The organism is Acidobacteriota bacterium (assembly GCA_009691245.1).
Lineage (GTDB): Bacteria > Acidobacteriota > Terriglobia > 2-12-FULL-54-10 > 2-12-FULL-54-10 > SHUM01.
Genome location: SHUM01000027.1, coordinates 11746 through 24522, shown reverse-complemented (window position 1 = coordinate 24522; position 12777 = coordinate 11746). Strand labels below are relative to the sequence as shown.

At 56.4% G+C, this 12777-nt stretch carries 11 protein-coding genes; 5 read left to right on the top strand and 6 right to left on the bottom strand.

The features are described 5' to 3' along the window. Nucleotides 1-7: 7 nt before the first annotated feature. The 3 genes from EXQ56_08265 to EXQ56_08255 form a co-directional block, all read right to left on the bottom strand. Entirely contained in the window at nucleotides 8-1123 is a 1116-nt protein-coding gene (locus tag EXQ56_08265) for a VWA domain-containing protein (protein MSO20446.1), read from the bottom strand. A gap of 9 nt (nucleotides 1124-1132) precedes the next feature. Continuing rightward, a complete protein-coding gene (locus tag EXQ56_08260; GenBank protein MSO20445.1) occupies nucleotides 1133-2335 on the bottom strand; it encodes a PilT/PilU family type 4a pilus ATPase in 1203 nt (400 codons plus the stop codon). A 251-nt stretch (nucleotides 2336-2586) separates the two neighbouring features. Beyond that, entirely contained in the window at nucleotides 2587-3225 is a 639-nt protein-coding gene (locus tag EXQ56_08255; GenBank protein ID MSO20444.1) for a hypothetical protein, read from the bottom strand. Nucleotides 3226-3486: 261 nt separating this feature from the next. Between EXQ56_08255 and EXQ56_08250 the strand changes: the two genes are divergently transcribed. From EXQ56_08250 to EXQ56_08240, 3 genes are all read left to right on the top strand, one after another. Continuing rightward, nucleotides 3487-3750, top strand: a complete 264-nt coding sequence (locus tag EXQ56_08250) for a translation initiation factor IF-1 (GenBank protein MSO20443.1) — start codon at nucleotides 3487-3489, stop codon at nucleotides 3748-3750. A gap of 79 nt (nucleotides 3751-3829) precedes the next feature. After that, on the top strand, nucleotides 3830-4999 hold the full coding sequence (locus EXQ56_08245; GenBank protein MSO20442.1) for a metal-dependent hydrolase: 1170 nt from the start codon (nucleotides 3830-3832) through the stop codon (nucleotides 4997-4999). A 149-nt stretch (nucleotides 5000-5148) separates the two neighbouring features. After that, nucleotides 5149-5859, top strand: a complete 711-nt coding sequence (locus tag EXQ56_08240; protein ID MSO20441.1) for an HAD family hydrolase — start codon at nucleotides 5149-5151, stop codon at nucleotides 5857-5859. On the opposite strand, the gene nusB is transcribed toward EXQ56_08240, so the two are convergent. The 3 genes from nusB to EXQ56_08225 form a co-directional block, all read right to left on the bottom strand. Then, nucleotides 5856-6320 (bottom strand): transcription antitermination factor NusB, encoded by a 465-nt coding sequence (nusB, locus tag EXQ56_08235; protein MSO20440.1) that lies wholly within the window; start codon nucleotides 6318-6320, stop codon nucleotides 5856-5858. The genes EXQ56_08240 and nusB overlap by 4 nt on opposite strands. 68 nt (nucleotides 6321-6388) lie before the next feature. Next, nucleotides 6389-6928: a 6,7-dimethyl-8-ribityllumazine synthase gene (locus tag EXQ56_08230; GenBank protein ID MSO20439.1), complete on the bottom strand. Its 540-nt coding sequence runs from the start codon at nucleotides 6926-6928 to the stop codon at nucleotides 6389-6391. 64 nt (nucleotides 6929-6992) lie between these two features. Then, nucleotides 6993-7994: a GAF domain-containing protein gene (locus EXQ56_08225; GenBank protein MSO20438.1), complete on the bottom strand. Its 1002-nt coding sequence runs from the start codon at nucleotides 7992-7994 to the stop codon at nucleotides 6993-6995. Nucleotides 7995-10078: 2084 nt separating this feature from the next. On the opposite strand from EXQ56_08225, the gene EXQ56_08220 reads away from it, so the two are divergent. Together EXQ56_08220 and EXQ56_08215 are read left to right on the top strand one after the other, a co-directional pair. Further along, the gene (locus EXQ56_08220) at nucleotides 10079-11356 is read left to right on the top strand and encodes a DUF2318 domain-containing protein (protein ID MSO20437.1); all 1278 of its coding nucleotides are present in this window, start codon (nucleotides 10079-10081) and stop codon (nucleotides 11354-11356) included. A 31-nt stretch (nucleotides 11357-11387) separates the two neighbouring features. Next, nucleotides 11388-12767 carry an ABC transporter permease gene (locus EXQ56_08215; GenBank protein ID MSO20436.1) on the top strand — a complete coding sequence of 460 codons (1380 nt, stop codon included), beginning with the start codon at nucleotides 11388-11390 and terminating at the stop codon, nucleotides 12765-12767. Nucleotides 12768-12777 lie beyond the last annotated feature (10 nt).

Genomic DNA, 12777 nt, shown 5'->3' with positions numbered 1-12777 from the left:
GGATACCCTAGCGCAGCTCGCTTCCATCAAGCGCGTAGTAGCCTTTGCGGGCCTGGACCTTCATGCCGCCGGTCTTCGTGCGGACATCGATTTTGCGGAAACTGCCATCCTGGGCGGAGTTGGTGGGCGAATAGCCGATGCTGTACAGCGTCCTCAGCTCCTGGGAAATTTCATTAAATGCTCGGTTGAGTTCGGTATCATTATCCGCGCGGAACACTCTGCCACCGGTCTGCTCCGCCATTTTGCGGAGAGTGCTATCGCCGCTGTAACCTGCACCCATGCCGCGCGAACCGTAGAACGACTGATCCACAAATAAAATTCCATAGATGATCGCATCGGCTTCATGCGCGGCCCGGAGGGCGCGGTCGAGCGATACTTTACTGCCCTGATCCTGGCCGTCCGTTATCAGGATCAGCGCCTTACGACCGGCCTCGCGCGCGATCACATCTTCAGCCGCCAGAAAAACTGCGTCGAACAGGTGCGTTCCGCCGATACTGATGCTAGGAAACGGTCCGAGGCCGGCAGGGGACCCGCCATGCACGCGAATGTGCCCAAGACCATCGCGCAGATCGTCCTTGCTGCTGGATACATCCTGAAGCAGTTCAACAGAGGCATCGAACCCGATGAGAAACGCCGCATCGTGCGGTTGAAGGAAAGTGTTGAAGAATAGCTCCGAGGCCTCACGCTCGGCGGGAATCAGACGCTCCTGGCTGACGCTGGAATCAAAGAGCAGCCCCACGGTGAGGGGAATGTTATTCTCGCGGGAAAAGTAAACGATCTGCTGTGGCTTGCCGTCCTCGCGAATCTCGAAGGCCGCTTTGTCCAAGGTGTCCACCAGTCCGCCCTTGCGATCCCGGACGGTACACAACACGTTGACCACCGACACATCGACGCGGATGACATTGACCTCATCCACAATAGTCTCGCTGGCAGCTCCTGCGGAAGGCACCTGGGTGGCGCCAACCTGAGTCAGCAGGGCGCCACCAAGAACTCCTGTTGCGAATAAATGTGTGATGGCGGACCAGCACGGAATTCGCAAACTGCCTCCTGCAACGAACGCTGCGTCTACAGATCGGATGTATTTAATGGACGGATAGTTGTCCGAAACCGGACACGGTGTAATCTGGCCACCCTAGAGCCGCTCAATCTCCAACTCAGTTTCGCGACCCTGTTTGCCGGATTTGCCTGACTTTAGTCTCGCTTCGGCGTCCGCCTCGGCTTTGGCTAGATCGCGTTGGGTATCATCGAGCAAGTCGGAAAGATTCAGGCGCATATTTCCGGCGTTGGTGGCATAGGACAGGCCCGTCTCCATATCAATAATGCCATCGCGAATCTGCTGTTCGATGACCATGTCATAGTGCTGCATGCCTTCCAGTGTGCCATCTTCCATGGCGTCCACCAGCGTCTTGCCTTCCTGCTCGCCTTTTTCCACGTATTCACGAGTGCGCATGGTGGAGATCAGAACTTCCATTGCAGCTACGCGTCCCCCGCCTTTCCTGGGCATCAGGCGCTGCGAGACGATGTAGCGAAACATCTTCGAGAAACGTGTGCGGATAACATGCTGATCAGTCAGCGGAAACACGCCGATGATGCGCTCGATCGTCTTGGAGGCATCGGTGGTGTGCAGCGTCGAGAAAACCAGGTGGCCTGTCTCGGAGGCCTCCAGCGCGATTTCCACGGTCTCGCGGTCACGCATCTCGCCCACCATGATGATCTTGGGCGCCTGACGCAGGGCGGCGCGCATGGCCAGAGCGAAACTGGGCGTATCCGAGTGCAGCTCACGCTGGTGGATGGTGGATAGCTTGTGCGAGTGGAGAAACTCGATGGGATCCTCGATGGTGACAATGTGGATGGCTTGCTCGTTGTTTATCTTATCGATAATTGCCGCAAGCGTGGAGGACTTTCCCGATCCGGTGGGTCCGGTAACCAGCACAATGCCATTTTTCAAATTACAAATGTTGCGTAGCGTGGGTGGAAGATTAAACGTCTCGAAGTTGGGGACCTCCGAGGGAATCACGCGCATGACAATGGCGCACGAGCCGCGCTGCGTAAAAATGTTTACGCGAAAGCGAGCCGACTTGGCCAGGCTGTAGGAGATGTCGCACGATCCCTCGGTGCGTAACTTCTCAAAGGCAGACTTGTTGGTGCCGATCAAGTCCGTGGCGATACGCACGGTGTCCTCAGGCCGCAGAAAAGGAAGACCATCGATCTTGACCGCGGTGAGCTTGTTGTCCAACTCCACTTGGGGCGGCCGGCCGGGTGAGAAAATCAAGTCACTGATGCGCGGCGAGACACGCAGCATTTGACCCATGATCATATGAGTCGGCAGGATCATTGGTCCCGCAGCCGGCGCGGCTGGCGGTGCGGGCCTCGGTGCGGGGGGCGGCGGTGTGGCCAAAAAGGGTTCCTCCAATTCAATGTTCCAGCGGTTGCCACAGGCCTACACTCGCCTATAAGCACCTTAGACCGTAAGTTTAGCTCAATTGATTGGGAGTTTCCATGTCCACTTCTCTAATGGAGTAATGCCCAATTCGTGACATTATGAAGTGTTCGTAGGTGGAAAGTTTCGCTAGATATACCGCAAAACTATTTTCTGGCTGCTTTGCCTGCGGATTTGTTTGCCCGATAGACTGCCAGCATCTGCTTCGGTATCCGCCATAAAACCAGCGCCGTCATCCAAGGTCGCGCGACGAGCGAATATACGCCAGCCGTCTGCATGCGCTTGCCGAGCGCCTTGGCCAGCTTGCGGGCGCGTTTGGGCGATGGCGCCCCTCCGAAGACGGGCGGCGCCAGATTCCACATCAGGATGATCCACATGATCGGCATCACCACAAATGAAAGCGGCGACCAGGTCCAGCGTTGCGTGAAGGCCAGCATCAGCAGTGACATGACCAGACTCAGCACCACGCCCTGCGTCAGCGCTCCTGCAACGATGCGGCTCCAGCGCGTGACTTCAAACTTCTTCAATTGCCCTGCACCATCGCTTGTCGCCAGCTTCTTCTGACTGGCAGCGAGGTCGGCAACGCGCTCGGTTTCGCCGGCTGCCTTGGCCTTCAAACGCCGATTCTCCAAACTGGCCATCTTCTCCAGATGATCCATCAGAAACGAGAGATTGCCCTGGTCAAATGGCGGTATCTGCGGCGCATCGAATACCATGCGATGCTGCGACTGCGCAGCCTTTATCTGTTCCGCGGTGGGATTAACCTGTCGTTCAATGCGAGCCATATCAACTGATTCTGCTGAAATTAGTGCCATCGCGTCAAGTTTCGGGCAAGATTATTTTTCCTGCACGCAACTGGAGGCGCGGAAGAATGCTCCGCGTATCTCGACTCCATGCAGACACAGTGATAGGATAGGGCTTGCGTCGGACAGCGCTTTCCGCATCCACCAGTGTCTTATCGTTTGAGGGCGCTTGGCGGTTGAGAGTAGAAGTGGCTGCGGGCGACAAACTAAGCGCTGTGCGATTGGATTGGGATCAGGGAGTCTATGGCCAAAGGAAAATATAAGAAAGATAAGAAGCCGACAGAGGATTTGAAAGAGGAAGGCATAGAAGTCGGCGGCACCGTAGTGGAAAAGTTTCCCGGCGGGGTGTTCGACGTAGAGCTGGAGCAGCAAAAGCAGCTCGTGCGGGCGCATCTGTCTGGACGGCTGCGCAAGAATCGCATCCGCATCCTTCCTGGCGACCGCGTTACGCTGGAGCTTTCGCCCTACGATCTGACCCGTGGCCGCATCACTTACCGCTTCCGGTAAATCACGCTTTCTTGAGCAGGCCCGCTTCCAGGCGGAGCGGGCTGTTCGCATCCATTCCCATTTGACCTTATAATTTTCTGTGGATACCATTACACACGGCGTGGCCGGAGCGCTGCTTGGAAAAGCCTTCTGCGACCAGCCAGATAACCGGCTGGTACGCCGATCCGTAATCATCGGTTCCGTGGCTCCTGATCTTGACATGATCGGCGGCTGGCTGACCGCGGATGAACTTTTTCAACTGGAGTTTCACCGCGGCATCACCCATTCAATTATCGCGCTGCCTGCGTTCGCTCTGCTTCTGGCACTGGCCACCGTCCGTCTCACTTCTCCGGTATCAGACGCGAAATCACGTTGGAAACTTCTGGCATTAGCCTACGGGACCGGTTTAGCACTGCACATCCTATTCGATTTGATCACCGCATATGGCACCATGATCCTCCAGCCGGTGAGCATGGCGCGCTATACCTTCGACATGGTTTTTATTATTGATCTCACACTGGGCGCCATCGTTCTGATCCCGCAATTGGTAGCGTCGGCCTGGTCGCAGCCTGAGCACGGCGCGCGCCGGACAGGTTACCGTCGAAGCTGGCAGCGAGCCTGGATGATGTGGCTGGCACTCAGCTGTGGCGCCATCGCCGCGTGGTTTCTGGTGAATGCAGTAGGAGTTCCCTTATCGCTCGGCGCCATCGCCGTCAGCATTGCCATCTTCGCCACCGCCTTCGCTCTGCCGCGCTTCACGCGGGCAAAAGCGTGGCCTCAGTCGCGATACTGTCAGGCAGGGTTGGGTTTGATGATTCTATATCTGGCGGCCTGCGGATTCGCACATAAGGTTGCGCTCGACCGAGTCGCACAGTTGGTGGCTCGCAATCAATTGACGGCCCTGCGCATCGCGGCGCTGCCCGCTCCTCCGTCGTTGCTGAAATGGAGCGGCCTGGTGCAAACCGACACAGGCGTTACGCGCTTCGCCATCGACTTGACTGATCGCGGCAATGCTTCGGCGGAACATTTCGCTAACACCTATCCCATTCCCAACGAGCAAAAGCTACACGCGCTTCCGGCGCTGCAAACCTACCTTTGGTTTGCCCGGTTTCCGTGGGTTACATCCCAGGAGCGGGATGGTAAGCAAGTTGTGGAGTATCGCGATCTGCAATTCATTCGCCCCGCGAATCGGCGTGATTCGCCCTTCACTTTTCGTGCTCAGTTTGATCTGGATGGAAATCTCATCTCCGCTGGACTGGCGGTACTCTAGCGATAAACAGAGCCGCGACCGAGAGGGAGCGGACACGTTTAACGGTCGACAATAGTCGTGAAATGCAACTACTCCCTCGTCGGTCGCGGCAACAATACCTGGCGAATTCCCTGCCCCAGTCTTTTTAATTACGTTAGTCTTGAAAAGATATGCCCCGCTGCCTTATCTTCGACGCCGACGACACGCTTTGGGAAAACAATATCTATTTTCAGCAGGCCATTGAGGAGTTCCTCGTGCTGGTGTCGCCATTCGCTCCAGATGTGTTGCGGGTGCGCGCGCTACTCACCGCCGTCGAGCTGGAGTGTATTCCGACGGGCGGTTATGGCACGCGCAACTTCGTCTATGCGCTGAAGGAGACTTGCTGTCGGCTATATAAGGGTAAGGATGCGGCGGTGTATCTGCGGCGCATCGAGGGGATTGGCGTGAAGCTGATCCAACACCCGATGGACCTAAGGCCCGGTGTCGTTGAAATACTGGAGTCGTTGCATGAACAGTATCGCCTTCTGGTATTTTCCAAAGGGGATTTTGAAGAACAGTCCGGGAAGGTCCGTCGCTCCGGATTGCACCGTTACTTTGATCGCGTGGTCATTACCGGAGAAAAGAATACGGCAGCCTATCATGACCTGATCCGCGCGCATGATCTTACTGCCGACGACACGGTGATGATTGGCAATAGTCCGCGGTCAGATGTGATTCCGGCCATGGCGGCGGGGCTCTGGGCCATCTTTGTTCCCCACCCGCACACCTGGGAATTGGAGCATCAAACACTCAATCCGCATCCGCGACTGCTCCATGCCGAGAGCATCCACGACCTGCCTGCTCTGCTTGCCCTAGCAAAAAAACAGGACCAGCCTGCTTAGGATTGCTCCTCAGCGGCTCCCAAGGGTTGCTTGGCCTCGGCAGATCCCAGACTCTTGCGCATACCGTCTAGTACGCCGTTGATGAAGGGGATCGATGCCTCGCCGCTGTAGCGGCGGGCGATCTCCAACGCCTCATTAATGACTACCGCCGGTGGCGTCCGCTCATTTTCCATTCCCACGGTCAACTCGTAAATCGCCAGCCGAAGCAGATTCCGATCTACGGCGGGCATGCGTTCCAGTCGCCAGTTCTCGGCATGCGTGCGAATCGCCTCATCCAGTTCCTTGATACTCTCGACGGCACCGTAAAACAGGCGATTTGAAATTGCCTGCAGCGCCACATCATCGGACCGCCTCGTGTTGGTCCAATAGATTTCCTGGATTCGCTCAGGCAGATCGCGAGCGAGATCCCACTGAAATAATAGCTGCAGGGCACACTCTCGAGCTTTTCTTCTAGAAGGCATTTAAGTTTGGCAATTCGACGGACCGACCGTGGTGGGCGAAAAAAGTTTCGATCAATTCTCTCGGGTGTCTACTTGCGCGTCCGGCCTTTCGCGCGAGTCCTTACTGCCGGGGCTGTTGGCTTTTCAATTTCCTGCTCTGTACTGCCATAAATCTTCTTCACCAGATTGCCCATTTCAATGGCGGTCATAGCCGCGTCAAAGCCTTTGTTCCCGGACTTCAACCCGGCCCGGTCCACAGCCTGCTCCAAGCTGTCCACGGTGAGGATGCCGTAGGCCAGCGGAATGCCGGTCTCCAGCATCACCTGCGTGACCCCGCGCGCCGACTCCGCGCAAACATAATCGAAGTGCGGAGTGTCTCCCCGAATCACCGCGCCCAGACAAACGATGGCGTCATAATTTCCCGTTTCCGCCAGATGGCGCGCGGCCACGGGGATTTCCATTGCACCCGGCACGCGAACGACGTCCACGTCGCTAGCGCCAGCACGCGTCAACGCATCCAATGCGCCACTCAGGAGCCGTTCCGTTACAAATGAATTGAAGCGGCCAACCAGCACGGCCAGCCGCAATCCGGCGGCGCTCAATTCGCCCTGCAGTTCTCGTTGCTTCATACCCTTGTCCGTTCTGCTGCCTTTAATTTCACAGATCCTTAGCTGATTTCAGTATTCGCCTGGGTTAGGGGGTTAGCGGCGGACTCACGATTTTCACATTGGAGCCGCCTTCCTTCACTGCATCATCAAGAGCCCACTCCAGGCGATTGATCAACTCCGTAACCCGGTCCACATTATCCATGGTCCCCTCGCGGATGGCTTCCGCGAAGCCCGCAATGATCTCCGGCGGCGCCGTACCCGTTCCCGACGCGGTGTTAATGGCCAGCCGCCGCATCTTCTCCATCACCGGAGCGGAGTCCTTGGTGGTGGCGCCGGGAAGCACCAGCGCGAGCACTCGCGAGGAGTACTTCAATGCGATATCATTCTGACGCAGTTGCTGCATGACGTTGCAGGAGAAGCGCTGAATGAAATCATCGAGAGTTGGGTCTTCCGCTTTTCGGCTGCCCTCGGATTTTTTTCCGCCATTTGCTTGCGCTACGGCAACAAATTGCAATAGACCCACAGTCAACGGCGACTTCTGTGTTCGCATTCGTTCGGCCTCCGAGGCCAAACAAGTCAGATACGAATCACGGGCCAACAGGCCGGAGCGCTCATCGGTTACCGCCAGCGCCTTCATCAAATTGCGCAAACGAACATTGGCTACCGCCATGACAATCTGTTCGGAGATCGCTTCCAGCGCCGCCAGATCGTTACCGCGAAATGTCCTGCGCTTCCCGCACTCTTGAACGACAAGGATGCCGATATCCTGTTCGCCATCGCGCAAGGCAACAGCCACAAGCGATTCCACACCCAGCAGCTTCAGTGCCTCCTGAAGTCCCACCAGCATGGGAGATTCAGATGCGTTTTCAGCAACCATTGGAAAATTCTTTCCCGCGATCGTTTGCTGAATGCCCATCACCAGGCGACCTAAGCTAGCACCATCGGAGGACTTGATGCCCGGCGAGATATACTCCATGACCATGCTTGATGCCCGGCGAGATATACTCCATGACCATGCTGGGTGGGCGATTGGGTGCTGCCAGTCCAACCACGCAACGGCTGACCTGAAGAAATCTTCCGAGGTCATTCACCGCCGTTGAAATTACTGCCTTTATGGTGCCTTGTCGCGATAGATTGCGGCTGATCTCGGATATCTTCTTCAAGTCCGCGCGGATATCTCTGGTTTCAGCGGGAGTGTCCGCCGACGTCGTCACTGGCGGCGCGGCCGTTGGACTTGGAATGTTGAGAATTCCACCCCTTTGAAATAACGCTCGCAACTCATCGCTCCGCTCCGCTTCCCCCGGGAATGTCCTGGCGATTCGCTCCAGCCGCTCACGAGCTTTGTCAGACATCCCGTACTGCAAAAAAATTTCGGCCTGCAGCATCAGATCCTTGAGTGAACTGGGGGATGCTTCCTGTGCCCGCCGGTCGCTAGGGGGCTGCATTCCAGACTCTGCCGCAAGAGAATCAGAAAGGGCTGGAGTCGTGCGTTCATCCACGTGAAACGAAGGATTCGATCCAGACTCCGCAGGGGCAAAACCAAGGCGTATCGAAAGGGCCTGAAACTTTCTATCTTCAATTTGCCCGCGTAATTTCTCCAGAAGTCTGGACGCTTCCGGGTTGTAGGGATCAATCGCCACCAGCGTTTCGAGCTTATCGGCCGCGCCATTAAAATTGCCTTCGGCAAAATAGAGGCCGATCAGTTTACTAAGCGCCGCGGCAAGCGTGGCGTCCATGTTCATCCGATCCATGATGCGGATGATCGATTCGAATATGGGCACGCTGGTGTGTGGCAGACTGGCAAGTTTTTCGAACAGAAAGAGTTTTTCCTTGGAGGCATAGTCTTCACCCAGACTTTTTTCCAACCGCTGCACGAACGCCTGGAATGCCTGCATGTCCCCCTGTTCAAAATAGCCCTGTGCAATCTCAAATAGGGCTTTACTTGTTTCCGGATCTTTCTCGGCTAGGCGCCAGGTAAGCGCTTCCGCTTTGTCCGGGTGGCCACTCTTGCTGAATGCCTCAGCTAAAAGGCGCGCTACCTCGATGCTTTCCGTACTAGTTTCTTCGCCTTCCCACAAAGAAAGCACGCTTTTCGGGTCGTCGTTCTTCAAATAGGCCTTTACCAAGGATATCTGCGCGGCCATATCGGCTGGATCATAACGAACCACCTGATCGAGAGCCGCAATGGCTTCCGGCCATTTATTGATCGCAGCCATTTGGTCCGCCAATTCCTGAAAGCTCGTGCGCGCCACCTCGCGCCGGCCCAGCTTGGAAGCAGCTTCCGCCACTCGCCGCGTGATCTCCTGTGAACTCGGCTGAATTCTGAGCAACCCTTGCAGACATTCCAGCTTGAGTTCCGGATCCTTTTCGCCCGCAGTATCCATCAAGCGGCGATACTGCTCGGCGGATAAGTCCGGGCGCAACTTCTCTATCGCTTGGGCCAGCCGCAGAACCTTTGGCGCATCAACCGTCCCGGTGACTTGCATCTTGCGCATCAACTCGACGGCGCGTTGCGCGTCATTGCGCTCCATGGCTTTTTCAAACAGAAAGTTAAAGCACTCCATCGCTTCCTTGCCGCGCTTCAGCGACTGGTAAAGATCTGCGACGGTGTAAACGATGGAATCGTTGGCTGGCTCGTCCTTCCAAGCAAGTAAATACTCTTCGAGCGCGCCCTCGATCTTGCCCTTCTGGAAAAGCTTTTCCGCTTTTTCAAGATGCTTGTTCATTAATGGTCTTTGGAGTTCCTTTGCATCGGAATCCCTAGCAAACAACCTTTCCATTGTAATGAAATCCGATGGCTTATGTTAGTGAATTGACAACTGGAATCCTATCCTGCCGGTTCCTAGCTTGGGACCTTCCCGTCATTTGTCCTGCATCCTCCGTCCTCCATTATCCTGAGTACTGTCATTAGTACTGTCATTCATCCCGCCCGTTGGCGGCGAAGTTGCCGAGGTGAATTCGCTGCATGGACTACCTGCTTGCACCGCTCAGCAGGCTTGAGGTACAATATTTATTGCAACCTATTTGCAATAAGGATTTTCTGAAGTTGAGGTCAGGCTTGCCCATCCACGCGGAACTGCACCAACTTACACTCGATCCAGCTCCTACTCGAACGGAGATGGCATAACATTTTAAGACAAGCTAGCCATACAGAGGATTCCATCTAAGGTCATGATTCAATCATTGGTGGTTACATTGCGCGAAGGAGTTGAGGCGGCCCTGATCATCGGGATCGCGATCATCTACTTGCGCAAGACGGGCCGCGAACAGGCCGTCAGAACCGTTTACTGGGCACTGGGCGCCGCGATCGCGGCGAGCATTGCGGGTGCCGTAATCCTGCAAGGCATCTCCATCAATCAGGAAGCCTTCGAGGGATATGTCTTCCTGACCGCCGCCTTCTTCGTCGCCACCATGCTCTATTGGATGCACCGGACCGCACGTGGCTTGAAGCAGCACATCGAACAGCGGCTGGAGTCCGTATCCGCCCAGCCAGCAGCCTCGCTATGGGGCGTGTTTTTCTTCGTATTTCTCATTGTCTTCCGCGAAGGCCTGGAGACGGTACTGATCCTCAGCGCCGTTACCCTGAACACCTCTGACTTGCTGGACTTCTTCGGGGCCATCGCCGGTCTGGCTCTCGCCACGATCTTTGGTGTGCTCTTTCTACGTGGTTCGGTGCGCCTGGATATCCGCCGCTTCTTCCAGATCACTACCGTCATACTCATCGCCGTAGTCATTCAATTGGTAGTCTCCGGCTTGCATGAACTATCTGAAGCCGGTGTGGTTCCCAGTAACCGGCAAATGATGGCTCTGATCGGACCAATAGTGAGTAATGACTTCTTCTTTATTGTACTCATTCTTGCCCTGGCCAGCATGATGATTCTATTTGATTGGCGCGCGCGCAACACTCACCGGACCGATGATTCCACCCTGCCCGCCGCCGAGCGCCGCTCTGCGTTGCACATCGCTCGCCGCGAAAAACTCTGGGCCGGCGCGGTCTGCGCCAGCTCGTTGATTTTCATAATGGCCATCACCGCCGAATTCATTTATGCCAAGAGCCAGACTTCTCTTACGCCTGCCCAGTCTGTAACCGCTGTGGATGGCGTTATCCGCATACCATTGGCGCAAGTGTCGGATGGCACGCTACAGCGTTTTCTCTATCAGGGCACGGACACGACGGCGCGCTTCATCGCCATCCAGACCGGCGACCGCATCGGCACAGCCTTCGATGCCTGCGTGATCTGCGGATCGCAGGGCTACTATCAGCAGGGACCACACGTTTTCTGCAAGAATTGCACAGCGGAGATTTATGCGCCATCCATAGGAGTCACTGGCGGATGCAATCCCCTGCCGCTGGCCTCACGCGTCCAAGACAATGAGTTACTAATCAATGTAAGTGACCTAACTACTGGCAGCAGATTCTTTACAGGAGATACTCGGTCAAGTAACTGATATATCCATCTAGTTACTAGCTACCCACGCGATGTATTGGAGACTTATTCGCGAACCCTTTCGCCGGCCTCACACGCGCCGCCGGGCGCTGTGGGCCGTGGCGGCCATGGCACTGGGCACAGCCGTGTCGGCGGCCATGCTAAACGTTTCGATTGAAATCGGCGATCGCATGGGTGAGGAAGTTCGCGCACTGGGCCCCAACATCGTCATCACTTCGGCAGGCGACTCTCTTCCCGTCGCCATCGGAGGCATGGAATACCGCCCGATCTCGGAGGAAAGCAGCCTCGCCGAAGGGTCTCTGCCCAAACTGAAGTCGATTTTCTGGCGCAATAATATCAAGTCATTCGCGCCGTTTCTTGCGGTTCCGACCAAATTGCACACTTTCACGGAATTGCCCAAATTGACCACTCTGGCCACAGACAAATCATCCAAATTGTCGGAATCTGCGGTATCGGCTACTCTGACCGGAACCTGGTTCGATTTTCCGATGATTAAGAATGAAGATGAATCTTTTCGGACCGGAATCCGCGCGCTGAATCCGGCTTGGTTTGTCCAAGGAGAGTGGGCCACCGACACGACTCAACCTCCCGACTCCGGCCAACCGATTCCCGCCATGCTCGGTGAGCGACTAGCCCGGCAACTGAAGACGCAACCCGGTGATCTCATCGCAGCGGACTTCGCACCAGCCGACGGACAAGCTTTCGCGCCATCCGTATTCCGCATCACCGGCATTCTTTCCACCGGCACGGCGGAGGACGATCAGATATTTGCTCCTCTGGCAGCGGTCCAGAAAATCTCGGGGCGATTGGGCCAGGTGGAAACCATCCGCGTCAGCGCGCTGATCAAGCCGGAGGACCCACTCTCGCGGCGCGATCCGGAGTCCATGTCGCCGGCGGACTACGATCGTTGGTTTTGCGCGCCCTATCTTTCCTCCATCATGTATCAGATTGGCGGCGCGATTCCCGGTTCCGTGGTGCGGCCGATCCGCGAAGTGGCCGAGACCCAAGGCAGCATCTTGAGCAAGATGACTTTCCTGATGGTGCTGCTCGCACTGCTGGCCCTGCTGGCCGCGGCGATGGGCATCTCCAGCCTGGCCAGCCTTAGTGTTATCGAGCGCCGCCAGGAGATCGCTTTGATGAAGGCCATCGGCGCAACAGACGGATTGGTCTCCACCTTCCTGATGACTGAGATGGCCCTGCAAGGGCTGGCGGGCGGCGTACTCGGTTTCTGCGGCGGACAACTGCTGGCCAGCGCAGTCGGTCGCGCCGTATTTGAAACCGATGTGGCCGTCCATTGGCTGTTGCTACCGGTCATTGTGGCTGGTGCGGTGATCTTAAGTCTGGCCGGCACATGGCTGCCCGTGTTGCGCGCGGTACGCCAGCAACCCGCACCCGTTTTGCGTGGGGAGTAGGGATTTGATT